The sequence below is a fragment of the Pedobacter hiemivivus genome (genome assembly GCF_005144565.1).
Classification (GTDB): Bacteria; Bacteroidota; Bacteroidia; order Sphingobacteriales; family Sphingobacteriaceae; genus Pedobacter; species Pedobacter hiemivivus.
This window is the reverse complement of sequence record NZ_SWDX01000007.1, coordinates 163,074-188,468: the sequence shown is the minus strand read 5'-3', so window position 1 is coordinate 188,468 and position 25,395 is coordinate 163,074. Positions and strand designations below refer to the sequence as shown.

Sequence of the window (25,395 nt, the reverse complement as noted above, 5' to 3'; positions counted from 1 at the left end):
AGTTGTTTGTTAATAGAGGTAGAAGAATTATTTCAATACGCTCTTAAGTTCCACAACATCAAAGTTATCATTATTTTCTAAAAGATGTTTTAATATTGGAATGTGTCCTTGCCCAAAAATTAAAATAACATATTTGTCCGAAGGTTCAACTTGATTTATAATATTTGAATAAATAGCAAGATTTCTTAAATACCAATCTGATACATATTCTGCTCCTGCAAAATTTTTACCAGCTCCAACCTTTGCCATAAACTTTAGATAAAGTGATAAATTTTTTCTTAATTCTTCGGGTCTATTTATGTGTTTTAAAACTTCGGTTATTGTGCCTTTTTTCAATTGATTATCATAATCATTTTTCATTAAATTTGCCTCGGTCCCTAAATCTTTTAGCAAAAAAAGTTGATTATTTTCTTTTGCGGTCGCAGCCATTAAGCTATCGTGCGACATTCCATAAAATTTGTCAATACAATTTACATGATTTAATTTTAATTTTTTAGCCAGCCTAAAGCCAATTTGTTCCCTTTCCGAAACTGGAAGTTTATAATGATCTGTTAAATATGAACTATACAAACTGTCGTTAGAACGTTGATTTTCAACTGATCTTTCAATCATTACTTTAGTCGCTTTTGTTTGAGATAGCGCATTAGTTAAGTCTTCTAATTCACTTTGTCGCTTAGCACTTAAAAAATCGTCCGTTTTTAATTCAAATTGATCTGTATGTGGGGTTTCAAAATGAACAGTTCCAATTAATAAAATTTTTGTTTTCTGAACCTGTCCGAATGCTGTAAGCCCAAAAGTTAAAGCAAAAATTAGCGTTATTATTTTCATATATTTTATTCTGTTTTGTTTGTTACTTTTTTGTTTTTATGGACGTCTGGGCGATAGTTTTAGCCCAGGCATCCATTTTACTTTCGAATACACTTAAGGGCAATGAACCATCTTTAAGCACCTGATTATGGAATTCAGCCAGGTTAAATTTGGCACCCAGCTCTTTTTAGTTTGGAGAAATTCTTATTCTCCTGTCCATTTCCACCGTCTTTTTGTTTACAGGCAGCAAATCCAGCTATTCCTATCAGGAAGTAGATTGTTTTTTTCATTTCGGAGCAATTATGATGTAAGTTCAGTACTGTCGCTTTTATAAAAATAACAATAATTTATCGGGTCAGACAATGTCTAGCCATAAATAGCGTCTTTTGATTCATCTATGGACTCAGGTTATTTGCAGGTAGCAAATCCTAGTAAACAAAAAGCCTGGGATCTTGCGATTCCAGGCACAATGGATGTTGTGGCTTTTGTAATTTATAACAGACCCAGTTGCCTATAACGGGAGTCCAGAATAGCAATATATTCTTCCTTTGCCTCATTAGACAAAAACGACTTGCTTATCCAGTCAAATGCTTTATTCCTGTTTTTCTGCAGGCGATTGTAGGCCCGGTCCCGTTGCATGATTGTCAAAGCCAATCGCTCAGCAAGGTCGTCAAATTGGGAACGGCCAATCTTTCTTTTTTTAGCTCCCAGAGTCAGTGCCAACTCTTCCTTATCGGCAGGGTTAGCCAGCGTTACATTTAATAGATCATACGCGGGAGATAATATCCAACCCTGGGGAGATAGGATCATGGAAAAATTTTTCAGGTGCATATCGCTGTTTCCCGATACAAAAGAGAAAAGTGCAAGCTCAAAGTAATACAATTTATCAAGTTGTGTATTTACAGAATGGTCGCCGATAGCCTTACCAACCTTTTCCATAGAACTCTTGTATTTATCTACTGCTTCCAGGATCTGGAACATATCCAACATATGGATCTTTTCTCCCTCTTTAGTACGGTCGATCCTTTTGGTAATGTAGCCAAGCTCACCTGAAGCTAGCCGGATCAGCGATGACATCACTACCGGGATACCGAATTCTTCTGCTATCCGCATGGTCACATGTTCATTTTCAGGCATCGACTTATAATGAACAGAAGGGGGTTTGAATATATAGTTTCCCCCCAATGCACCAACAACGGTAAGTCTTGAAACACTCCCCTGATCCAAACTCTGTTTGACCAGTGTAAGTGATAACTTAGGTTGTACACCAGGAATTGCCACGCTACGCTCAACGACATCTTTTGCAAGCCTGTCCATATCCTTTAGTGAATACTCCATCAGTGGAGGAATCTTAGTTCCAAAGAATTCAAGACTACACTTTTCATGGTAGTCCACTTCATCCTTCAGTTCGTTATAACAATATAAACATTTACGATTCATCTTCTTGATTAACAAGTTCAACACTTACCGCCCCAATGCAATTCCCACAACAGGCAAGAACCAGTCCCATGCGGTCATTCGGGTTCAGCTTCCAGTTTTTAGTGGCTATATCAAGCAGCCATCCCTCAGGGATTAAACCCTCAAAAAAAGGAAAAAGTCTGTTCGATACATATTTCTCTTTTCTTACCAGTAAAGAAAAAGTAATAAACTGATCAGGGTAAGCCAAGATATAAGACTCATCATACTCAAATTCGTATTCCCCCTCATCAGTTTCAGTCAGCTCACCAGCAAGCTTGTTATTATACCATACCAAGCCCTTTCTCATAATGTCTCCGTTTCTATTTCCCTAGTACTAACTGGCGCAAGTGTGCTCCCGAACATCAGCAAAACCTGATTCACACTGGAAAGGTTCAATGTTTCTTTTCCCTGTTCAATTTTACGGATCACCGTGAGCGCTACACCGGCCCGTTCAGCAAACTCTTCCTGGGTCAATCCAGCAAGCTTTCTTTTTTCTTTTACAAATGACGCTAATCCTTTCATTATATGCATTTACATCTATTTAGATAAATATAGCAAAATTATATGTAAATGAATATAAAAAATATTATTTACAAATAATTATATGTATATAGATATAATTTAAATATATAGACCAGAGTTATATGCTTATGGATATAACGAATTTCTAATTATTTTATCGGGTAACACAATATCTAGCCATAAATAGCGTCTATATATGTGAGAGCGTTAATTTAGATGAAGCGGGAGTGATCGGAGATCATTCCCGCTTTCTTATATAGTAAATGTTATTATCAGCACTGCTAGGGGCTGAATTTATTTTTGAGTTTCGATTTCCGGCACACCGATCCATTGCCATTTTCTCTGGGTAAAACCAGGTATTAAATCCCCATCAATGTTAAACCTTCTTAAATCAATTAAACGGGTTCCTCTCCAGGATAGAAATATTCTGCGGATCGAAACAATATCGTTAAGTGTTAGCGCCGGCCCAGCTGGGAAGTTGGAAAGTCCTGTGGCATCATATTTAACAACCACAGAATTGACCAGATCGGTTGCGTTGCCAGTTAACAGCCCCCTGATGATCAGTTCAGCCCGGATCAATTGCATCTCCTCATAATCGCTCACCACCAGAGGATCTCTTTCCTTGAATAAAGTAAGTGACCAATGACCTTTCGCCGCTTTTACAACAGGGTTACGAGCCTTATCGGCAGTAGTTTTCAAAGCGACAACCAATGTCGGATCTACTGCAGCATCCCTAGAATTGACATTTAAGGCATTAAAAAAGCCATTACTTACCGTGCCAACAGTATTTAAGAAGCTGAAATTTTCTGAAGCTCCGAATGACTGATTAATATACTGAACAGCCAAGGAATAATTACCCGTATGTATTCCCATTTTGGCCAGTAACGAGTGTAATAATCTTTTTTCAGCATCGCTGGCAGTTGGGATGGCCTGCTCCCAGTAAGCCTTTGCTTTGCCATATGCCTCCTGATGACTCAGCTCTTTATGGTCTGCATATATAGAATGGCTTGTATTGGTAACACTAAAGTAATCGGCCAGCAGCATCCAGGCATATCCAGCATGCAGACGTGCATTTACAAATGCGGCTTGTTTTACTTTAACACCATCTTCATCAGCCGGAGCCAATGATTCTGCATTCAAAATGGCATCTTCAGCACGCGCACGGTAATTCTGAATATTAGACCATACACTAAACAACGAAGTGTTGTCAGGAGTTAACTTGTCTTCATCAAGTTCTTTATAGAAAGGAGAATTTGGAACAGCAGTGGGTACAATCTCATCAGAAATTGCTCCTGAGGCAACGAGTAAATCAGCGGCTGATGTTGCACCTGCGCGCCAAACACCTGCAATTACGGGCCCCGGAATATAAGCTCCTTTCTCTATGCGACCCAGCATAGCAATGCTGTTTAGCTGAGATTCATCGATGGTATTGTCAGGTAATTCAGTGTCATTTACCCATTTATCACAAGAGGAAAGCATCAGTACACATATGCATACCACACCGGCTTTCCAGAAGTCTTTTATTTTAATTGACATAATTCTATTTTTAATCTCGCTGTTTCTAGAACAGGTTAAAATCCAATATTTAAACTCAATGCATAAGTACGTGGCGCAGGCACAGCTGTCCAGTCAGACGATAAGTAACTAATTCCCCTACTACGTTTACTTCCCCCTTGTGAATCGATCTGAGGTTCTATTCCGCCATAGTTGGTTGTAAGCCACAAATTGTTTCCAGTTATGGATGCCACACAGTTCTTTAAAACACCATTACTTTGTTTTTTTGCCCATGCCCCCAGATCGTAAGAAAGCGTAAGGTTACTCAACCTAATAAAATCAGCCTTCTCAATAAAATTACCCCTTGGACCTGCATATTTAGACAGTTCATTTGCAGTGCTTATATAATCTGCCGTTCCCGGAGTCTGGGTGGCAAGCTGGGCTTTTAGATCTTCACTAGCCTTAAAATTCGTGCCCTGACTGGCTACATTCCTGTTGGAGATGTTGTATACTTTTGCGCCTTGCGAATAGGTGAACAAAGATTGCAAGTTCAGGTTATTAATCAACTGAAGATTAAAGCCAAAAGACCCGTGATAAGTTGGGAATGGTTTACCCAATACCTGTGGGCCACTTTCTTTTGCACCGGTATACACACCACCACTGTTAAAAATAGCACCTTCAGAAACACCAGTATAAAATGCAAACGCCGGTAATCCTTCACGGATCAAATTTACAGTATTGATAATATCACGGCCGCCAGAGTTAATTACTTTATTGGACTGATGGTTGAAGATCACAAACAGGTCTAAGCTGTGTTTCTGGTTGCTGCTCGTAAAAACCCTGCTGTTATAAGTAACCTCAATACCCTTACCTTTGATTTCACCTACATTCTCTGGATAATCGCCGCTTAAGCTAGATGGCCAGCCCAATGAAGGCAGTAACGTCGTGTATACAATCGCATCTCGGGTGTGCTGTTGATAATAAGTAAAACTTAAACGCTGTTTAAAAAAGCTGATGTCAGTTCCGATCTCAAATTCTCCTGTTCTTTCAGGTTTGATGTCGGGGTTCCCTTTTCTCAGTGGCCTAACCAACGTACCAAAAGATGAGTTCTCTACCAGATAAGCTGTCTGCGCATCATTCGGATAAGGCAAACGACCTGACTCTCCATAGGCAGCCCTTAATTTCCATTCGTCAATTTTTCCTTCTAAGAAACCGAAAGCCTTAACGTTATAAGCAACGCTTACTGTTGGGTACCAAATACTGGCTACATTCCTTCCGATCATGTTAGAAACATCCCTTCTTAAGCCGGCATTGATAAAAAGCTGGTCGTTATAACTAAGAAATGCCTCTCCATAAATACCATGGGTGCGTTTTTCAAATTTTGTATCCGTAGTACCTAGAATTTCAGCTGCTGATGAAATATTACTGATGCCTGGTACTGCGAAATTGCGTACACTGATACCATTTACGCGCTCTTTTGCCTCAGTCAGTTGAGAAAGCAGGGCTAAGTTAAGCTGCCATTTGCTATTCAGAACAAAATTGCGCGACAGTTTCACATCCCAGTTCAAGTTCTGGTTACGTCTATCACTAATCTGTTTGGTGCCTGTCTTGTTGGTGCCAACTAAATAGCCATATGGAAGATAGTTTAAACCATCTATGTAATTCAGGTCCAAACCGACAAGACTTTCCATTTTAATTTCAAATGGAAAAGTATAATTGAGTTTTAGGCTACCAGTAATACGGTCGTTGGTATAGCTTTTCTCAATCGATTTCCAGGCTTCTTCCGTTAAAAATGGCCATGGAGTTCGGTCGCGCATTAGGTTCCAGATAGCGTCATCTCGTCCCGATGCCGATTGAGGAATATTCAGTTTACCTTTTACATACCCCGCAGTAAAGGCAAGTTTAAACCGATCTTTTGTTAAGTCATAACCAGCACGAAAAGTTTGCCTGTTGTCCTTGTTACCAGGTATTGTACCCGAAGTTCTGTTCGAGTTGGCTGAAAAGAAAAGACTGTTCGACTGGTCAAGTTTTGCGGATAAATTAGCATAGAACTGATTCTGGACACCGCGAGCAAAGAAATCGTTCAATGCATCATTATTTACATACTGATCGTATTTGTTCGCGAGTTCACTAAAACCACCAGTATATTTTGCATTGATAGCTATCCCTTTTTTCCCGTTTAGGCCACGCTTTGTCTGGATAATCACCACACCATTGGCTGCCTCTGCTCCGTATGAAGCAGCAGCAGCAGGTCCCTTGATCACATCAATAGACGCAATATCATTCATCGGAAGATCGTTCAAGGCGCTCATGGCTTCCTGTGAAGAGTTCACGTCTGCCGTATTATTGTTGTTATAGCGAACCCCGTCAATAAAGATAAGCGGATCTCGCTCCATGCTGAAGGTGGCTGCCGAACGGATATCAAAACGGATGGGCATCCCCACTTTACCATTTGTATTGTATACCTGCGCTCCACTGATTCGCCCATTAACCAGATCGGCTAATGACGAAGGGTTGCTTTTAGCCACAATGGCGGCAGCGTCAATATGGTCAACATTTGTTCCGATAGCCTTCTTGCTCCTGGAGTTCGCCAAACTGGCCGTGATCATAATTTCATCCAGCGTAACACCCGCCTCCAGCTTTACATCAACATGCTGCGCGTCCTGAACTTTTGTAAACTGTCGCTGAAATGATTTATAACCAATCATTTTAACCACTAAAGTTTCGCCCGATCGAAGAACGATGCTGAATTTCCCTTCGGAGTCTGACATTGTGCCGCTTCCCGGCCGTTCCTTGATTAATATGCTGGCTCCTGGGACACTTGTTCCCGAGGCCTTATCCTGCACTGTACCCTCGATGCTTTGCGCATGTAAAGCAAAACAGGAGAGCATCATTATTACTAAAAGAGTAAAAAATTTATACATATGATTCCTTTAACATCCTCCTATCTATTTAGTTTTAGTCTAAATAAGAGACGGTCGCGCAAAGGTAATAATATCCTTATAATAGACAATAGCTGACTTTAAATAGATGCGACATTTTGTTGTTCGCCGTTTATTTGTTTAATCCTATATTTTTATTTATCGGGCAATACAATATTTAGCCCTAATTAGCATCTATATATGTGAGAGCGTTAATTTAGATGAAGCGGGAGTGGTCGGAGATCATTCCCGCTTTCTTATTTATATATCTTCCCAAACCAAATCATCCTCCAAAACTGCATAATGAAAATTATCTTTCCACTCTCCCCTTATTGGAAGGATTTTTCTTCTCATTCCCTCTTTCTGCATCCCTATTTTTTCAAGAACCCTAATAGATGCGATATTTTCTGTAGCCACACCGGCCTCAATCCTATGAAGAAGTAATCTCTCAAAACCAAATTTTAAGACAAGAACTGCGGCCTCCGTAATGTATCCCTTGCCCCAATACTTAGGATGCAATTTAAACCACAGTTCGGCATTTTTAAACTTATTCAAGCCATTACTAAGCCCTATTAAGCCGATTGGCTCCTGATTAACTAATGACACGCAAAAACCATATTCTTTTCTAGGATTATGATGTTGCTGTTCCATATATTTTCTAAGATAATCTTTTGATTCATCTATGGACTCAGGTATATCAAGTGTGGCATACTTTTGAACTTCAGGATGTGAATGGATGACGTGAATAAAATCCAAATCATCACAATTCAAATCTCTAATGATCAAACGATCTGTCGTTAAAGCAATAATTTCAGACATATATTTAAACGCATATGCCGAATAATATAATCATTTTTAATATACTGAACATAAAAAAGGCCGTTCCCCTTCACATTCAGAAATAATTATTTAATATTGCTTAGGGCATTAAGAACCAACCAAACCCACAGTACCTTTTAAACCAAACCAACCAAATAGTATTAAATGCAATTAATAAGCAATCTTGATGATTTTGAACTCATGACCTTGCTCAAGGCGGATAACGAGTTGGCATTTGGCGAAATTTTCAAACGCTTCGATAGCTTACTCTACATTTACGCTTATAAAAAACTGCAAAACTCAGAAGAAGCGAAAGACATTGTACAGGAAGTTTTTGTACACTTATGGAGGAACAGGAAAGATTTCGAGCTTAAAACTACATTACCAGGCTACCTCTATAAAGCTGTATTAAACAAGATATTGAATGTTATTGCCCGCAAACAATCCGAAACAAAATACATATCCTCACTTCAACACGCGATAGACTCAGATGCCCTCTCCGCCGATTTTTTAATCCGCGAAAAAGACATTACGATCTTAATTGAACGCGAAATAGCAGCACTTCCACCAAAAATGAGGGAAGTATTCGAACTCAGAAAAAATCAATACCTAAGCAACAGGGAAATTGCACAGCAATTAGGCATATCCGAACAAACCGTAGAGACACACATGAAAAGGGCACTCAAAATTTTAAGGACAAAACTCGGCATCCTGATCTATTTCTGCCACATCTTATAATTTTTTTCAATTACAGTACCCACTCGGGTATGCTTAGCTGTCTTTGCTATAATCGTCAGAGATTAAAGCGCTATAAACATGGAAAAAGACGCCAGAGAATTACTATTAAAATACCACCAAGGACAGGCTACAGCTGAAGAAAAAGCTAGGCTCGAAAATTGGTTGCATAACTATAATGCCGAAATTGAGCATGGCCTTTCTGACGAACAGCTCGAACTTGCTCATGAGCAAAACTGGGCAGCAATTAAGCCAAATACAAGTAAACCTTCCATTCCATTATGGAAAAAGCTTTCCGTTGCCGCTTCGATCCTACTCTGCCTTGGCCTCGCCTTTTATTTTTACCCTGCAGTTCGACCTACACCGTTCGCTCAAACCGCAAAAACAAATCCCATAGCACCAGGTGGCAATAAGGCCTTCCTTACCCTTTCAAATGGTCAAAAAATCTCGCTAACTGATGCTACAAATGGGAAGCTTGCCGAACAATCTGGAATACAGATTACAAAAACCGCGACAGGCATGTTGGTGTATCAATTAACAGATCAACCCAACCCATCAGGAAAAACCAGCTATAATACCATAGAAACGCCAAAGGGAGGGCAATATCAATTGATTTTACCAGATGGCTCTAAAGTATGGCTCAACGCCGCCTCTACACTTACATTTCCAACTAGCTTTGCCAGCCTAAAAACACGTAAAGTAGAGCTTATAGGAGAAGCTTATTTTGAAATCGCTAAAAACAAGACCAGTCCCTTTATCGTAAAATCAGCCAAACAGGAAGTAAAAGTGCTGGGCACGCATTTCAACATCAATAGCTATGCGGATGAGCAAAGCACCACAACTACCCTTCTGGAAGGATCTGTCAACATCCTAAGCCTAAACAAAGCAGAAAACGTCATTCTAAAACCCGGTCAACAATCTACCTTAAACAACAACAGAATCAGCATTGCTGAAATAAATACAGAAGAAGCAATCGCATGGAAAAATGGTCTTTTCATTTTTAACGATGAAAACATCAAAAGCATCATGAAAAAGATTGCAAGATGGTATGATGTAGAGATTACTTTCAAAGGCAACATGGATCATATTTCTTTTGTAGGAAATTATGCCCGCAATAAAAACCTGGAAAGTCTATTAGAAAATATAGAATTAACCGAAAAAGTCCATTTTAAAATCGAAGGAAGGAGGATCGAAGTTATAGCTAAATAAGTACTTATTTATATCCTGAAAACCGGAAGTGTTTAGACCACTCCCGGCTTCATTTAGCTTTTAAAGGCTATAGGATATCTAATCAATTGAACGACAACCAAATATTAATCCTAACCAAATGTATGAAAATTTTACTGAACTTACGTCCAGGAACACGACCTCCTGTGCGCTAAGCTCTCTGATCTTTATGAACCCTGCAAGCAGGTTTTATAAGGCAGACAAAACTAAATGGGTACTCCGAATGAAACTGACCATTGCCTTTTTGTTAATTGCTTTTTTACAGGTCAATGCGGCAAGTTATGCGCAAAGAGCCAGCCTGAATGTAAAAAACACGCCGATAAAAGAAGTCTTCTCCCTACTCACCAAACAAACCGGATATAACTTTATATGTGATGCCGGATTGATAAAAGAGCTCGGGCCGGTGACTATAAATATGCGACAGGCTTCCTTAAAAGAGATCCTTGAAAAATGCTTTTCTGAACGCGAAGTGGATATTCTTTTTAGAAGCGGACAAACCGTAGTGATCAGAAAAAAAAACGCAGCAGCCGTAGAAATACAGGTCAGCGCGGCTATTCCTATCACAGGAAAAGTCACAGACGAGAAAGGTCTTCCACTACCCGGCGTGAGCATAAAAACAAAAAACACATCCAATACCGTTGTGACGGATCTGAACGGTAATTACAAGATCCTTGTCGCTGACCAAAACGATTTGCTGATGTTCTCCTATGTAGGTTTTACGACTTATGAGATCCAGGTAAAAGACAGCAAAACCATAAACGTCATACTGAAAGAGCAAAAAAATGCACTGGAGGAAGTGCTCGTAATTGGTTATGGAGAACAGTCAAAAAAGAAGGTATCCACAGCCATTTCTAGGGTCGAAGGCAAGTTTATCGGTATACAACCTGTTTCTACACCTGGAGAAGCGCTAGCAGGTCTTGTTTCAGGTGTACAGGTCCAGTCGGGCCGTGGAGGATATCCCGGTGAAGCCCCAACCATTAGAATCAGGGGAATAGGCTCTTTAGGAACTGACAGCGACCCGTTGTATGTGGTCGACGGTTATCCCTTGCAGGAATCAACTCAGTTTAACCTGATCAATCCGGCCGATATTGAATCCATAGATATCTTAAAAGATGCAGCTTCGGCAGCAATTTATGGTTCAAGGGCTGCAAATGGCGTAGTTATCGTGACTACGAAGCGTGGCAAGGCCGGCAAAACTAGCTTTACCGTATCCGCATATACCGGTGTACAAAATGTGGCAAAAAAAGTGGATCTGCTTAACCGCGACCAGTACATTGAATATGCAAAATATGCCGCCCGGATGAGAAGCATCACTTATCCAACAATTTTTGATACAAACCCGCAAAGCCTGCCAGATGTAGATTGGCAGGATGTTATATTTAGGCAGGCGCCAATCTCTGATTTTCAAATCTCAGCCAGAGGCGGGTCTGAAAAGACCAGATACTCCATTTCTGGTGGATATTTCAAACAGGATGGAACAATGATCGGGACTACGTACGACCGCTATAATATCCGTTTTAATATGGATGCAGACCTGAGTCCGAAATTAAGAATAGGCATATCCATGGCTCCCTCCTTCTCTCAGCAGTTCCGTCAACCTGCCGGAGGTCAATTTAGTGAAGCCTCAGCTGGGGAAACCACTGGAGCCAGAGCCCTTCCGAGTCCAATCCACTCTGCCGTATTGATGTCCCCTGTTGTCCCGGTTTATGCTGCTGACGGCGATTACGCACAAGGTTACCGCGGTCTAAAAAACTCTGCAAATGGTGTATTTTTTCAAGCAGCGCTTTACAACCCATTGGGCGTGCTGGAGTTATATAAAAATCGACTGCGAGAATATCGTATTCTGGGCAATAACTTCATTGAATACGAACCGATTAAAGACTTAAAATTCAAAACCTCGATCGGGGCCACGCTCAACATGAACGATCAGTATGCTTACATCCCGGCTACCTTAGCCAATGGAAGTGCGCCTGCGGCCAGTTTAGCCAATCCAATCATGACTCAAATTTTCTCTTCTGAAACGCAGTCTACCGTGTTAGACTGGCTTTGGGAGAACACCATATCCTATAATAAAACTTTTGGAGGCAACCATAATCTAAGCGCGCTCCTACTCTACTCTCTTCAAAAATACCAGGCAAAATCAACCGGGGTAAATGGAAGATCAGGCACCTATACCACAGCCCTGCTCGAAAACCCATTGGCTTCCTCAGATCTGGTAGGTTCGCTCGCTTATAGCCAGAATTCATTCCTATCCCTTGGTGGAAGGATAAACTACGATTACAAAGGCAAGTATATCTTATCTGCCGCACTACGTCAGGATGGTTCCTCCCGCTTTGGACCAAACAACCGCTTTGCGGTATTCCCTTCAGTCTCTGCTGCATGGCGCATTACTCAGGAAAACTTTATGCAGCCAGTAAAAAATGTGCTTAATGAACTAAAGATCCGTGCAAGTTATGGAGAAACAGGAAATGCCAATATTGGCGACTTTACCTGGTCTAACAACATCATCAGTCGTGATTATGGCTTCGGCTCACAACGCAGCTATGGCTCGGCGCAATCCGGCTTTGCCAATTACAACCTTACCTGGGAAAAGAACCGTCAGGCAGATCTAGGATTGGAAGCTGGCTTTCTAAATGACAAATACAGTCTTTCCATTGATTATTACTCGCGCCATACCGAAGGTATGTTGTTTCAAAAAGATCTGCCAAGTATAATCGGCTATGCCACCTCTTTTCGCACCAACCTTGGAAAACTAAGTAATCGCGGCTTTGAAATTAGTGGAAAAGCCAATTTCAATCTGGGCGCCGTAAAATGGACTGTAGATGCCAATGTTTCGGCAAACCGGACTAAAGTTGATGACCTCGGCGGCCCTTCCTCACTTCCTGCAAAGGCAGCGATTTTTGGATGGGACAATGTATTCCAGGTTAAAGTTGGTGATCCGCTGGGCTTGATGCGCGGCTACCAGGTGGAAGGCATTTTTAAAAACACGGCCGACCTGGGTAAATACCCACAATGGGTGACCGGCAATAAAGTGGGCGACTGGATCATTAAAGACCAGAACAATGATGGCAAAATTGACGAGCAGGATATGGCTGTAGTTGGACATGGTTTTCCAGATTTCGTTTACGGCTTATCCAGTACTTTTCAATATAAAAACTTCGACCTCTCGCTCATCGTACAGGGTGTTCAAGGCGTAAATGTGATTAACGGTAATATCCGTCACCAATTTGGTGTGCACAATGTCAATTCAAGTCCTACTTATTTTAACAATATGTTCGACAGCCAGAATCCAGACAGAGATGTTGAATATCCGGCGCCCTTAGCTTCAGGCGTAACACCATTAAACAACTTAACCAATAAAGCCGTTTCAGACGCCTCATTTTTACGCATCCGTAACCTGACCATTGGCTATAGACTTCCGGCTGGTTTATTAAAAAGCATTAAAATGCAGACCGTCCGCTTCTACGCTACTGGCCAAAACCTGCTCACATTTACCAAATACAACTGGTACAATCCCGAAACCAGTGTTACCAGTGATACCGATGATGCGGTGTACCGTCCAGGTGTAGATCAGGGAACGTATCCCGCTAACCGGGTCTTTATTTTCGGGATCAATGTAGGTTTTTAACCATTTTTCAAATCTCTTTAAAACTAAAATTATGGATCGTTATCTTTCTAACATATATAAAACCCTCCTCGCAGGGATGATCATCATAACAGGAGGTTGCGGAAAGGGTTTCGTAGACCTCAGCCCGCAGCATGTAATTGATGTTGGCAATTATTACAAGACAGAAGCCGATATCCGTGCTGTACTGACCGGAGCTTATGGCAACCTTAGAGAAATTTACAATGCCTACTGGATCTATACCGAACTACCATCCGATAACACACAGGTATTTTCAGAGAATGAAGGTAGCTATGGAGAGTTCGATTGGCTAACCTATCGTTCTACAGGAGGAGTTTCAGGCCCATGGAACCAGTCCTACCGCACCATAGCCGCCACAAATATTATTCTTGAGCGCATAGAAAATGTAACCATTGCCGCAGCCCTTAAAGACCAGTACATCGGCGAAGCTAAATTTTTACGTGCCCTGATGTATTTTAATATGGTCAGATTCTATGGTGATGCCCCCCTTGTCTTAAAAGAATTAAAGACAGAAGAAGAAGCCTATACTTATAAACGAAGTCCGGCCAATGAGGTATATCTGCAAATAGAAAAAGACCTTAAAGATGCACAAATCCTGTTGCCTCCTAAATTTACAGGGATAAACGTAGGCCGTGCGACTAGTGGCGCAGCTAAGGCTCTACTGGGCAAGGTTTATCTACAACAGAAGAAATGGCCAGAAGCAGAAGCCATACTCGAACAGGTCATTCCTGCTTATACCTTCGAACCAAATTTAGCGAAGCTATTCGGGCTCGGAAATGACAACAACTCTGAAGCGATTTTCTCTGTGCAGTACATTTCAGGCGGTATGGGTCTGGGTAATTCATTTGCTTATTCTTTTGCACCCCAAAAATCAGGAACCTCAATTGTAGCCTTAGGTGCAACTAGCAACAATACCGGCACACAAGATCTGTATGATGCCTTTGAAGCCACAGACCTGCGTAAAACAGCTTACCTGGGTGTATTTAAAGATGGTACCAATCCAAAGATCTATTATTGGGCAAAGAAATTTGTATACAGTGTGCCTATTTTAAATGAAGGCGAAACCGACTGGCCTGTGCTGCGTTATGCAGATGTTTTACTGATGTATGCCGAAGCGCTTAACCAGAACGACAAAACAGGCGATGCCTTAACCTATGTCAGCAAAACCCGGGTAAGGGCAAATTTACCTGCACTTTCGGGTCTGTCAAAAGCAGATACGCAATGGGCCATAGAAAAAGAACGTAGGCTTGAGCTTTGCTTTGAAGGGCACCGTTGGCACGACCTGATCCGATGGGGTAAAGAAGTGAGCACCATGCAAGCCTTCAAAACCAAATACCTCTCTATCGATCCAAGGCTGTCCAACATGAGTATCACGGCCGATAGGAAATTGTACCCTGTCCCTTACCGCGAGATCAACCTTAACCCGCTTTTACTGCCTCAAAACCAGGGGTACTAGTCTGCAAATCCTAAATTGAATTAAAATGAAGTACACATATATAGCTATTTTAATCCTGTTCCTTTTTACTTCATGGAAGCCAAAAAAGGAATACGATGTGCTGGTTTACGGTGCAACACCTGCTGGCATTACTGCAGCTGTAGCCGCTGCGCGTGAAGGGAAATCCGTTGTCATGATCGAACCACTCCCTATTGCTGGGGGGATGATGAGCGGAGGCCTTGGCTTTAGTGATTCCAACCAGATGTTCAGGGAAACCTTAGGTGGCCTTTTCGAAGAATTTCACAAGCGTGTAGAAGCAGTTTACGCAAAAAAAGGTCTGCAACTCAATTATCGGGTTGATGAAAAAGACACTAAATTCTGGACCTATGAGCCTCATGTGGCCGAGCTGGTTTTCCATACGATGTTAAAAGAAGCCGGAGTACAGGTTGTGCTTAACGAAACCTTAAAATCTGCAAAATTAAAAGATAAGGCTATCCAAAGTCTTAAAATGAGATCGGGCAAGGAGTTTTCAGGCAAAATATTCATCGATGCCAGTTATGAGGGCGACCTGATGGCTGCCGCAGGTGTGAGTTACAAGGTAGGCCGTGAAGGCCGAGATGAGTTCGGCGAATCTTTTGCCGGTGCTGTTTATCAGAAAAAAGCAATGGGCGTAATTTCATCAGATCAGGACAAAAAACCACTGCCTTTAATCACCGGGACAACTGTTACACCAGAAGGCCAAGGCGATCACCGGATTATGACTTACAGCTTCCGCCTATGTCTATCTGAAGATCCCACCAACAGAGTAGCTTTCAAAGCACCTGCGGGTTACAACGCCGACAGATACGAACTGTTCCGTCGTTTCTACAAATTGTCACCCAAAAGCGGTATCCCCTTTGATCTTTATCCCATTCCTGGAAATAAGCTGGATGGCAATAATGGTATCGGGGCACAGCTGTCTACAGGTCTGGTGGGCGAAAACTGGGACTACCCGGATGCAAACCCAAAACGTAGACAGGAAATATGGAACAATCATCGCAATTATACCGAAGGTCTGCTCTATTTTCTAATGACTGATCCTGCGGTTCCTGAAGCCGTAAGGGAGCGGATGAAAAACCTGGGCTATGCAAAAGATGAATTTGCTAAATACGGTTACTTCCCGCCAGTGCTGTATGTAAGAGAAGCAAGGCGCATGGTTGGCGACTATTTTTTAACCCAGAAAGACATACTGGAAACTAAAGAAAAGCCCGATCCCATTGGTATTGGCTCCTTCCCTATTGATTCGCACGACTGCCAAAGGATTTTAACTCCGGGCGGTGGCTTCATCAATGAAGGAACCATCTTCCCTGCCAAAACACGTATAGAAGGCCGAGGCATCGCCTACCAGATCCCATACCGAAGCATTACGCCAAAAGCCACTGAATGCACAAATCTCCTGGTACCCGTATGCCTATCTTCCTCACATGTAGCTTTTTCATCTTTAAGGGTCGAACCGGCCTGGATGGTGATGGGCGAAAGTGCTGGAATTGCTGCAGCATTAGCGATTGAGGAAAAAGTAAGTGTACAAAAAATAAGCCTGCCTAAACTAACCGAACGTTTAAAAGCCAAACGTCAAGTATTAACCCTAGCTAAATAGACACATGAAATACAACATATTAATGGCTATCTTATTGATAGCCGGGCTAAGCTCATGCCAAAAAATGGTGGAATTACAGCCAGAAAGCTTAACCGACACACTCAATCATGTTCCATATTTAACCATAGCACAACTTAGAAGCGGCGTAGCTGATAACCACGATATCGTATACGTCAATGATGGACTGAGATCTGGAACTTTTCAGTACGATGCAAATGATACCAGTACGGCTGATGACGGCTCCATGGTTATTGTGAGTGGTTCAAGAAGGTACAAAAGAGCCTCTACCTTTGTTACCCTTGAGATGTTTGGCGCCAAAGGTGATTACAATTATCTCAACAAAACTGGAACAGATGATACACAAGCCATACAAAATGCCTTAAACTACTGTTCCAAAAGCGGCACGGAAATTAAACTACTTGGAGGCAAAAAATACCTCACCCATACGCTTTATCTGTATAAAGACAGTCTGAAAAATCCGGGCTACCAGTCTAAACCAGGACGGGTAAAAATCACCGGACAAGCAGGCGGAATAGCTACGGGCGACCTGGAACCTCAGGGTGCCGGATTTGTGCATGTCAACAACGAAACAGCTAACCTAATCGAATGCATTGGTTTCTTTTCTATAACTAGTCCAGCAACCATGGGTGGACAAATCGATTTCGAAAATGTCAATTTCATGGGTGGCAACAAAACCACCAATGTGATTTATCTGGAGGCTTGCCAGGGACAGATTTTATTTAAAAACTATACTGTTCAGATCAATAACCCCATCGGAAATGGCATATCCGAAGTGACCACCTGGGAAACAGAACATCAAAATGGATTGATCCGGGGACAAGCTTCAGGAAATGGCAGCTGGACAGGTATCGGTCTAAACATCACGTCTAACCAATCTGATGGCCAAATCAATATGAAAATCTATAGCAATGTGAATGTCTACAAATGCGGATATGGAATCCGAATTGGCAGGAGAAGTTCAACTGTAGGCACCATAGGCCCGCTTAATTTTGTAGGCGGACAAGTCAGCCTGTCTGATCAGCACAACATGTGGTTGGATGGCGGAACTTATAACCTGGTCTCTACCGGCCAGCAATTTGAAGGCTCCAGACTCAATGCAATCCTAATTGATTCTGATGGAGCCAACGACCTGCCAAGAAATATAAAATTCACGAACACTTATTTCACCGGAGGTGGAAGAATTGAAGATGGTAGTTACGACAGTTATGCCGTCCACATTAAAGATGGTGTAGGTGTTGAATTTGATAGTCTGCTGTTCAATAACCTGGGCAATGGCATCGTATTTAACAAAGCCCTAACACAAGGATTGGTTATCCGCAGACCGGTAGTCAGAACAGTTAGAACATATGGCGCAACCAGTGGCATTTTTATCGATGCTTACGGTACAAATGTAGCCAGCAACAGGCTCAGTCTCGAAGATCCCATATTTAACCAGGCTCCTGCAACCTATATTTCAGAATCAGCCCTTACTGCATTTTTAACTACCGCAGCTGGAGGACGCTTATCTGTGGGCAACAATGCCGCTGTAGTATCTTGTGGAATGGGTGCTGGCACGCTACAAGCCGCACAGATTCTGAATTTCAACAACACTGCGGCCACAACGGTAACAAATATTACTGGCGGACAATTATTCAGGGAACTACTGCTCACTTTCAGTAACTCATTAACCACAATTGCAAACAATACGAACATCAAACTCTCGGGCAGTACTGATTTTACGACCACTTCCCGCTCAACCCTAAAATTAATCTGGATGGGAACGTACTGGCAGGAAATTTCAAGAAGCTAATCCATCATTTAATCTTTAAAATCATATGGCATATTATTCAAAATATAACAGCGCTAAGCTGATTGCCGTACTGCTGATCTCCTGGGTCAGCAGTACAGCACAAAAACCTGCAATGATTCAAGATCAGTTAAAGCCGGCCATTTCAGCGCAGATTCAAGGCTTTGCAGGTCAGGAATTTGGCAATGCTTATACAAACCGTATACTCGCCCAAGACGCTGACCGGTTAATTGAACCTTTCAAAAACCGTATGGAAACGCGCTGCTGGCAATCTGAATTCTGGGGAAAATGGTTTACTTCGGCCGTTCTGGCTTACAAATATCGTCCAGAGCCCCAACTTAAAGCCATATTGGATCAATCTGTAGCAAAACTCATGGCTACTCAAAGCCCCGATGGATACATCGGTAACTATACCGAAAAGGCACAATTGGAACAATGGGACATCTGGGGAAGGAAATATTGTCTATTAGGCCTGCTGTCCTATTATGATTTGACGCATGATTCTAAAACTTTAAAAGCAGCTAAAGCGCTGGCAGATCATTTGATAAAAGAGCTGGGCGACCGTAAGGTCAGCATTGTAAAAAAAGGAAACCATCGAGGTATGGCGGCAACATCTATATTGGAACCCATTTGCCTTTTGTACAGCCGCACTGGAGAAAAACGCTACCTGGATTTTGCAGAAGAGATTGTAAGGCAATGGGAATCAGAAGGCGGTCCCATGCTGATCGCCAAATCGGATACCGATGTGGCAAAACGATTTCCAAAACCAGCACATTGGTTTGGTTGGGAACAAGGCCAGAAAGCTTATGAAATGATGTCCTGCTACGAAGGTCTACTGGAATTGTACCGCTTAACCGCCAAACCGGAATATAAAGCAGCCGTCGAAAAAACATGGGCGAACATCCAAAAAACTGAGATTAACATTGCCGGATCAGGCTCAAGTGTAGAGTGCTGGTTTGGCGGCAAAGATGCCCAGGCCCTACCGATCAATCACTACCAGGAAACCTGTGTAACCGCTACCTGGATTAAGCTAAGTCAGCAGCTACTTAAGCTTACCGCAGATTCGAAATATGCAGATGCCATTGAGCAAACCTTTTACAATGCACTTCTGGGCGCAATGAAACCCGATGGCAGCGACTGGGCTAAATACAGTCCGCTGGCTGGCCATAGACTAGAGGGCGGAGAACAATGCGACATGGGCTTAAACTGTTGCGTGGCAAGCGGGCCAAGAGGTCTGTTTACCTTACCACTCACGGCAGTAATGAGCAGTACCACGGGTATGCAGATTAATTTTTTTATGCCTGGTACTTATCAACTTCATACCCCTAAAGGGCAAACTGCCGAATTGGTTCAGCAAACAGATTACCCTGTTTCAGGCAAAGTAAATTTAAAATTAAACCTAAAGAAACCAGAATCATTTGCAGTAGGCATACGCATTCCGGCCTGGAGCAAACAAAGCCGCATACTGGTCAACGGCAAAACTATCGAGGGTATTGTTCCGGGCAAGTATATGGAAATTACCCGAACCTGGACCAGCACAGACGCCATCAGTCTTGAATTGGATATGCAGGGAAAGCTCATTTATATGGGCGATAAATCAGAACATTTCGCTATTATTCGTGGCCCGATTACGCTGGCCAGAGATCTGCGCCTGGGCGGACCCAATATAGATGATGCTCTAACTCCAATCGCAGATAAAGATGGATATGTAGACCTTCAGCCTGTTGGGACGAGTAGTGAAGGTTTTTGGATGAAATTCAAAACGATGTTTAAAACTGAATCTCATAAGGAAGGACCAAATGAACCTATTTCTGTATTATTGTGTGATTATGCTTCGGCAGGAAACACCAACACTGAGGCTTCACGCTTCAGAGTATGGCTTCCAAAATTGATTGACCCTAGAAATTAAAATGTAAATGAACTGTTTATCCTCAGCACCAGCGAAATACTTTTTAACTGTTTTACTTGCAATTTCGGCGGTAAAAGCAAGCCCTCAATCTTTAAAAGCACCATCTGCATTACGTGTAGATCTGCTTTTGTCTGAGAGCCCATTGGGCCATCCCTACCCCATTGTGCTTACTGCCAATCAGCATCCATATTTTACCTGGGTAATGAACGATCTTAGCCAAGGCAGTCGTCAAACAGCATACCGCATACTGGTTTCTTCCACACCAGAAAAGCTTTCTACAAACCTGGGCGATGCCTGGGATTCCCGAAAAGTAAACGGAAAATGGGGGCCTGGCATTCCATACAAAGGAAATAAGCTGAAACCCAATAGCACTTACTATTGGAAAGTGATGGTATGGAACAATAAGTCATTACCCAGCGCTTTTTCAAAGCCGACCGCATTTACTACTGGTGCTGAGCTAAAACACGTTCAAACTGCCTTCCATACATTGAGCAAATGGGGACAGCTACCCAGCAGCAATAGTCAGCTAAACAGTAACAACCTCCGGTACGACTTTGGTAAAGCTGCATTTGGACAATTCCGGATCAAAGCTTCCTCATCAACCGGAACAGATACCCTGCGCGTTCATATTGGCGAAGCCATTACAGCAGCTGGGCAGATTGATAGAGCGCCGAAAGGCCACATCCGTTACCGCCTGCTATCCATCCCATTAAAGATGGGCACACACAATTACGAGCCGAAGTTTAGCCCTGATAAACAAAATACGGGCGCTAAGGCCATTCTTATGCCCGAAGATATTGGTGAAGTATTGCCTTTCCGCTATGCAGAAATAGAAGCAAACAAAAACATCAGGATCGACAGCGTATGGCGCAATGCAGTTAATTATCCTTTTGATGATAATGCTTCCACGTTTAAATCATCAGATACACTGTTAAACCAGATCTGGGAGCTTTCTAAGCATACCATTAAAGCGACTTCCTTTACCGGATTGTATGTGGATGGCGACCGGGAACGGATACCTTATGAAGCCGATGTACTCATCAATCAGCTATCGCATTATGCCGTTGATGCAGAATTCAACATGACTAAAAGATCCCTGGCATATTTGATATACCATGCTACCTGGCCTACAGAATGGTCGCTGCAGAACTTGTTGATTGGATGGAACGATTACTTGTACTCTGGCGATATTCGTGCCGTCAAAGTAATCTATCCGCAATTGAAAGCCAAATTGTTGCTTCCACTGGGGAGGCCGGATGGCTTGATCAGCACCAAAACTGGAAAACAGGACAGTGCATTTACCAAATCCATTTATTTTGAAAATTTCAACGGACATTCCATTCTGGAGGACATCGTAGACTGGCCGCAAAAGGGAGGTTTTAGCATCCCCAAAGATGCCCCTGGCGAAACGGATGGTTTTGTATTTACCACTTACAATTCAGTTGTAAATGCTTTTCATTACCAAGCCTTGATCAGCGCAGAAAAGTTAGCGCGAAAACTGGGCGAAAGAAAAGATGCTAATTTCTTTGCTGCACAGGCAGCCAAGGTAAAATTGGCCTTCCAGCGTGCGTTTATTAGCCCCGAAACAGGAATCATAAAAGATGGAGAAGAGACTTTACACAGCTCTCTTCACGCCAATATGTTTGCCCTCGCCTTTAACCTGGTTCCCGAAAACAACAAAGCACGCGTACTAGATCATATCCGCTCCAGAGGTATGGCCTGTAGTGTATATGGTGCTCAGTTTCTGCTAGACGGTCTTTATGATAACCATGAAGCCCAATATGCATTAAAGCTTTTAACTGCAACAGACAAACGCAGCTGGTACAATATGTTACGAAGCGGCGCTACGATGACAACTGAAGCCTGGGATACCGAATATAAGAAGAATCAGGACTGGAACCATGCCTGGGGTGCAGCTCCAGCAAACATCATTGTCAGAAAATTAATGGGCGTTGAACCATTATCTCCTGCTTTTGGCTCCATAAAGATCAAGCCACAGCCTGGCACGCTTAACTCAGCAGAATTACAGCTGTCCACCTTGCGGGGAAAAGTAAAGGTTGCATTTACCAATAGCCCCAAGCAGTTTCTTTTACAAACTACACTCCCGCCCAACTCTACAGGAATGGTATACTTGCCAAGACGAATGGCAAATGACCGCATATTGAAAAATGGTCGAACAATTAAAGCGATATCAGAGGGGAAATTCTGGAAAATCGCTGATGTAGAACCCGGAGTATATAGCTGGGAAGTAAAATATCTGTAGAGCGTAGTTTAAGATGGCATAAATGCGATAGCGTCAACTTCTATCAGCATGCCATCTAAAGCTAATCTTGGAACTGGAATTAAAGTACTTGCAGGGAACTTATTATTCGTCCATACTTTATGCATTTCCTCTGTCCATATCTTAAGTTTTTCCTGATCATGGTCAACAATTAATATGGTAATTTTAAGGACGTCATCAGCTTTTAGTTTGTACTCTTGGAGCACTATTTCTAAGTTTAATAATGCGAATTGAACTTGTCTTCTAAAATCAATTGAGAGACTATGCTCTAAGTCCTCACCCCCACTTTGCCCAGATATAAAAATATATTTTCCATTATCCGGAGTACTTGTAGAATGTGAAAAAGCGAATGGAGTCGGATCAAAAAGTCTTTTCGGGTTTTTATGAATAATGTTAGTCATGTAGTTTCAATTTAAGGTCTTTTTATTTTGAGCAAAGATATACCTACTCGTTCTTCAAAACATGTGCCGATGTAGAGTAGTGCAAAATATTACCTTTAGCGGATAAAGTGCCAAAAGCTAAATTTGTTCACCAGTATTGTTTAAAATCGTCGTTTCATTTGGACTTGCATTTTATATATATGTATTCACTAAACAGATAATCAATGTCCAAACGAACTAAATATGGCTCTCATTTACTTTGTAATATCTTTAAGTTTTAATACCAATATATAATTGAGACTTATAAATGATTTTGATATTTTTATAAATGGAAAATTTTGAAGCGATCAATAAACATGGAAGTGTTTTCTTAACCAATTTATATGAACCAGAAGATAACAAACTCTTGCTTGAGGTAAAAAACTCAACGATGTCTGACTTTGAAGTTGACGTTCAGATAGGTGATAAACAGCTATCTGGTTGCAAGGAAATTACTAAGGATGAAACTGGAACGTTTTTCACTATTACCTTTAATGACTATGTTTCATATCACGTAATAAATGAAAGTTATGCTAATTCAGATCCCAAAGATGAATACATTTCTGGCGATTATGGAACTTTTTGTATTTTCCAAACGTCTAGTTATATGGATTTCATCTTGAACGAAACATTTGCAAACGACATCTATCCAACAGAATTAAAGCATTACGGACTTTTTGCTGCAAATCATGTAGTTCATATTATTTCTATGCATGAACCGAAAATTGAATTGAAGAATCATTAACTTATACTTATTAATATTGTTTTACTTGTGTTCAGCAGTAATACTTTGAACATTTAAAACGCTTTTTATTGCTTATTGAGCCTATAAATGAAGATTTGAAAAGGAAAGGATTCATATAAAAGCATATGAAAATTATTCTGATTTTCATGAAGGAGACCTTGAGAAAATTATGTTAGAACAAATCGCGATTAAGTTGCAAAACTAAAGATTCGAAACATTATAGTATTTAAGTTTAAATTAGCCAAACAAACTATAATGTTAAATCAACCCGAAGTTATATTTAAAAACGACAGTTCAATGATTCCATCCCATGCGATTGGCAGAAACATTGGCTGGCCTGGGAGTATTCATATCATTGATGATTACACTGAATAAAAGACGGGCTATTTACGAAAAATGTGAATAAAAAATGAAAATCAAACTTTCAATAATCCTTGCCATCATCCTGCCGGCTTTTGTATTCGGTCAGGAACTGGTCACCAGAGCTTCCTTCGAAAACATCCAATATGTCCAAGCCCTAGCTTGGTATGAGAATGAGATATATTGCAGCGGCTATACCTTTAAAACTAAGATCAATGATGGGAACTCCACGGATGCCTATCTGGTCAACTACGACCTATCCTTAAAGCCAAAATGGTCACTTAAGATCGCTGATAAACATTACAATGAGATAGGTGCTATCATGAGGTATAAGGAGAAAATATACGCCCTTGTCAGCCAAGGCAAGATGCAGCCTCTTTCTAAGGATATCTTTCTCACCCTATACATCATCCTCCCCGATGGTTCAATAGCAGAAAGGATACCGCTAGGCCGGACATTCTATGCCCCCTCCAATATCGCTATCGATGGACAACACCTCGTGTTCGGAAGTACTTCCAACGCAGGGACTAGCTATTCCAGTCCCTCGACGCCAGAAATTATCAGGTACAATCTAACTACCAAAAAAATCACTAAGCACAAGGGGAGTCAGGGACTTTATTACCCAAAAAAAATCATTGCGACTAATGCCGGTATATTCCTTTCGGACATGTACCTGAAGCCGAACCGACCGAACGTCATTTCCCTTAAAAGTGGCAGATATGGAGAGATTTTACTAAAGCCAAAGAAGGAGGAATATTTCCTGGACAGTTACGTTAACAAAAATATCCTAACGACTGTCTGTGTCTTTCCTGGCGTCTATGGTGATATGAACAAATATCTGAAATACTATTATCTCGACTTGGCTAGCAAAAAAGTTAGTACCAAGACTATACCCTATGCAAATCTGGGTTGGGAAGACGTTCGCTTCTCAACCTTTTCGACCGGCACGGCCTCTTGGCTGATCGTAAAGGAGGCCAAGACAAAACAAATCAATTATGTGCTGCTGGATGACAAGGGCAACATCAATAGCACACTGAAATTTGACCTGTCCAATGGCAATAGCTACCAAGAAGACTATATCTTTAGGGACAATCTGCTGCTCAAAGCCAATTCGAGCGGCATCCAGCTATACAAGACGGAATAGATAACTACCCATACCATGTCATAACGTTTA

19 protein-coding genes are annotated in these 25,395 nt (G+C 41.6%); 10 read left to right on the top strand and 9 right to left on the bottom strand.

Annotated elements, in window-relative coordinates; genetic code table 11:
* Positions 1–27: 27 nt before the first annotated feature.
* From FBD94_RS18250 to FBD94_RS18220, 8 genes are all read right to left on the bottom strand, one after another.
* Entirely contained in the window at positions 28–828 is an 801-nt protein-coding gene (locus tag FBD94_RS18250) for a DUF5694 domain-containing protein (RefSeq protein ID WP_136881275.1), read from the bottom strand.
* A 143-nt stretch (positions 829–971) separates the two neighbouring features.
* Positions 972–1,097 carry a hypothetical protein gene (locus FBD94_RS26480; RefSeq protein ID WP_262710994.1) on the bottom strand — a complete coding sequence of 42 codons (126 nt, stop codon included), beginning with the start codon at positions 1,095–1,097 and terminating at the stop codon, positions 972–974.
* A gap of 202 nt (positions 1,098–1,299) precedes the next feature.
* Positions 1,300–2,247, bottom strand: a complete 948-nt coding sequence (locus FBD94_RS18245; RefSeq protein WP_136881274.1) for a HipA domain-containing protein — start codon at positions 2,245–2,247, stop codon at positions 1,300–1,302.
* On the bottom strand, positions 2,237–2,572 hold the full coding sequence (locus FBD94_RS18240) for a HipA N-terminal domain-containing protein (RefSeq protein ID WP_136881273.1): 336 nt from the start codon (positions 2,570–2,572) through the stop codon (positions 2,237–2,239). The genes FBD94_RS18245 and FBD94_RS18240 overlap by 11 nt, the downstream gene beginning before the upstream one ends.
* On the bottom strand, positions 2,569–2,796 hold the full coding sequence (locus FBD94_RS18235; RefSeq protein ID WP_235884555.1) for a helix-turn-helix domain-containing protein: 228 nt from the start codon (positions 2,794–2,796) through the stop codon (positions 2,569–2,571). The genes FBD94_RS18240 and FBD94_RS18235 overlap by 4 nt, the downstream gene beginning before the upstream one ends.
* A 285-nt stretch (positions 2,797–3,081) precedes the next feature.
* Entirely contained in the window at positions 3,082–4,323 is a 1,242-nt protein-coding gene (locus FBD94_RS18230; protein WP_136881272.1) for a RagB/SusD family nutrient uptake outer membrane protein, read from the bottom strand.
* A 35-nt stretch (positions 4,324–4,358) separates the two neighbouring features.
* Positions 4,359–7,205: a TonB-dependent receptor domain-containing protein gene (locus FBD94_RS18225; RefSeq protein WP_136881271.1), complete on the bottom strand. Its 2,847-nt coding sequence runs from the start codon at positions 7,203–7,205 to the stop codon at positions 4,359–4,361.
* A 258-nt stretch (positions 7,206–7,463) separates the two neighbouring features.
* Positions 7,464–8,021, bottom strand: a complete 558-nt coding sequence (locus tag FBD94_RS18220) for a GNAT family N-acetyltransferase (protein ID WP_136881270.1) — start codon at positions 8,019–8,021, stop codon at positions 7,464–7,466.
* Positions 8,022–8,186: 165 nt separating this feature from the next.
* Between FBD94_RS18220 and FBD94_RS18215 the strand changes: the two genes are divergently transcribed.
* The 8 genes from FBD94_RS18215 (at position 8,187) to FBD94_RS18180 (ending at position 22,679) form a co-directional block, all read left to right on the top strand.
* Positions 8,187–8,759 carry an RNA polymerase sigma factor gene (locus FBD94_RS18215; protein ID WP_131606068.1) on the top strand — a complete coding sequence of 191 codons (573 nt, stop codon included), beginning with the start codon at positions 8,187–8,189 and terminating at the stop codon, positions 8,757–8,759.
* 78 nt (positions 8,760–8,837) lie between these two features.
* Complete coding sequence (locus FBD94_RS18210) at positions 8,838–9,965, top strand: FecR family protein (RefSeq protein WP_136881269.1); 1,128 nt, start codon at positions 8,838–8,840, stop codon at positions 9,963–9,965.
* Positions 9,966–10,083: 118 nt separating this feature from the next.
* On the top strand, positions 10,084–13,611 hold the full coding sequence (locus tag FBD94_RS18205; RefSeq protein ID WP_136881268.1) for a SusC/RagA family TonB-linked outer membrane protein: 3,528 nt from the start codon (positions 10,084–10,086) through the stop codon (positions 13,609–13,611).
* 31 nt (positions 13,612–13,642) lie between these two features.
* The gene (locus FBD94_RS18200) at positions 13,643–15,085 is read left to right on the top strand and encodes a RagB/SusD family nutrient uptake outer membrane protein (RefSeq protein ID WP_136881267.1); all 1,443 of its coding nucleotides are present in this window, start codon (positions 13,643–13,645) and stop codon (positions 15,083–15,085) included.
* A 25-nt stretch (positions 15,086–15,110) separates the two neighbouring features.
* A complete protein-coding gene (locus tag FBD94_RS18195; RefSeq protein ID WP_136881266.1) occupies positions 15,111–16,700 on the top strand; it encodes an FAD-dependent oxidoreductase in 1,590 nt (529 codons plus the stop codon).
* A gap of 4 nt (positions 16,701–16,704) precedes the next feature.
* Entirely contained in the window at positions 16,705–18,510 is a 1,806-nt protein-coding gene (locus tag FBD94_RS18190) for a hypothetical protein (RefSeq protein ID WP_136881265.1), read from the top strand.
* 25 nt (positions 18,511–18,535) lie between these two features.
* Positions 18,536–20,416, top strand: a complete 1,881-nt coding sequence (locus tag FBD94_RS18185; protein WP_136881264.1) for a glycoside hydrolase family 127 protein — start codon at positions 18,536–18,538, stop codon at positions 20,414–20,416.
* A gap of 7 nt (positions 20,417–20,423) precedes the next feature.
* Positions 20,424–22,679, top strand: coding sequence for an alpha-L-rhamnosidase-related protein (locus FBD94_RS18180; RefSeq protein ID WP_136881263.1), 2,256 nt, complete (start codon positions 20,424–20,426; stop codon positions 22,677–22,679).
* Between the two features lie 8 nt (positions 22,680–22,687).
* Here the strand turns inward: FBD94_RS18180 and FBD94_RS18175 are convergent, their stop codons facing one another.
* Positions 22,688–23,098, bottom strand: a complete 411-nt coding sequence (locus FBD94_RS18175; protein ID WP_136881262.1) for a RidA family protein — start codon at positions 23,096–23,098, stop codon at positions 22,688–22,690.
* A 307-nt stretch (positions 23,099–23,405) separates the two neighbouring features.
* Here FBD94_RS18175 and FBD94_RS18170 point away from each other — a divergent pair, with 307 nt between their 5' ends.
* Both FBD94_RS18170 and FBD94_RS18165 read left to right on the top strand, forming a co-directional pair.
* Entirely contained in the window at positions 23,406–23,861 is a 456-nt protein-coding gene (locus FBD94_RS18170) for a hypothetical protein (RefSeq protein WP_136881261.1), read from the top strand.
* A gap of 727 nt (positions 23,862–24,588) precedes the next feature.
* On the top strand, positions 24,589–25,365 hold the full coding sequence (locus FBD94_RS18165) for a hypothetical protein (RefSeq protein ID WP_136881260.1): 777 nt from the start codon (positions 24,589–24,591) through the stop codon (positions 25,363–25,365).
* Positions 25,366–25,395: the final 30 nt, after the last annotated feature.

What these genes read in the sequence shown, in the direction of transcription:
- FBD94_RS18250 (WP_136881275.1), bottom strand. Translation starts at nt 828, where the DNA reads ATGAAAATAATAACGCTAATTTTTGCTTTAACTTTTGGGCTTACAGCA.
- FBD94_RS26480 (WP_262710994.1), bottom strand. Translation starts at nt 1,097, where the DNA reads ATGAAAAAAACAATCTACTTCCTGATAGGAATAGCTGGATTTGCTGCC.
- FBD94_RS18245 (WP_136881274.1), bottom strand. Translation starts at nt 2,247, where the DNA reads ATGAATCGTAAATGTTTATATTGTTATAACGAACTGAAGGATGAAGTG.
- FBD94_RS18240 (WP_136881273.1), bottom strand. Translation starts at nt 2,572, where the DNA reads ATGAGAAAGGGCTTGGTATGGTATAATAACAAGCTTGCTGGTGAGCTG.
- FBD94_RS18235 (WP_235884555.1), bottom strand. Translation starts at nt 2,796, where the DNA reads ATGCATATAATGAAAGGATTAGCGTCATTTGTAAAAGAAAAAAGAAAG.
- FBD94_RS18230 (WP_136881272.1), bottom strand. Translation starts at nt 4,323, where the DNA reads ATGTCAATTAAAATAAAAGACTTCTGGAAAGCCGGTGTGGTATGCATA.
- FBD94_RS18225 (WP_136881271.1), bottom strand. Translation starts at nt 7,205, where the DNA reads ATGTATAAATTTTTTACTCTTTTAGTAATAATGATGCTCTCCTGTTTT.
- FBD94_RS18220 (WP_136881270.1), bottom strand. Translation starts at nt 8,021, where the DNA reads ATGTCTGAAATTATTGCTTTAACGACAGATCGTTTGATCATTAGAGAT.
- FBD94_RS18215 (WP_131606068.1), top strand. Translation starts at nt 8,187, where the DNA reads ATGCAATTAATAAGCAATCTTGATGATTTTGAACTCATGACCTTGCTC.
- FBD94_RS18210 (WP_136881269.1), top strand. Translation starts at nt 8,838, where the DNA reads ATGGAAAAAGACGCCAGAGAATTACTATTAAAATACCACCAAGGACAG.
- FBD94_RS18205 (WP_136881268.1), top strand. Translation starts at nt 10,084, where the DNA reads ATGTATGAAAATTTTACTGAACTTACGTCCAGGAACACGACCTCCTGT.
- FBD94_RS18200 (WP_136881267.1), top strand. Translation starts at nt 13,643, where the DNA reads ATGGATCGTTATCTTTCTAACATATATAAAACCCTCCTCGCAGGGATG.
- FBD94_RS18195 (WP_136881266.1), top strand. Translation starts at nt 15,111, where the DNA reads ATGAAGTACACATATATAGCTATTTTAATCCTGTTCCTTTTTACTTCA.
- FBD94_RS18190 (WP_136881265.1), top strand. Translation starts at nt 16,705, where the DNA reads ATGAAATACAACATATTAATGGCTATCTTATTGATAGCCGGGCTAAGC.
- FBD94_RS18185 (WP_136881264.1), top strand. Translation starts at nt 18,536, where the DNA reads ATGGCATATTATTCAAAATATAACAGCGCTAAGCTGATTGCCGTACTG.
- FBD94_RS18180 (WP_136881263.1), top strand. Translation starts at nt 20,424, where the DNA reads ATGAACTGTTTATCCTCAGCACCAGCGAAATACTTTTTAACTGTTTTA.
- FBD94_RS18175 (WP_136881262.1), bottom strand. Translation starts at nt 23,098, where the DNA reads ATGACTAACATTATTCATAAAAACCCGAAAAGACTTTTTGATCCGACT.
- FBD94_RS18170 (WP_136881261.1), top strand. Translation starts at nt 23,406, where the DNA reads ATGGAAAATTTTGAAGCGATCAATAAACATGGAAGTGTTTTCTTAACC.
- FBD94_RS18165 (WP_136881260.1), top strand. Translation starts at nt 24,589, where the DNA reads ATGCAGCCTCTTTCTAAGGATATCTTTCTCACCCTATACATCATCCTC.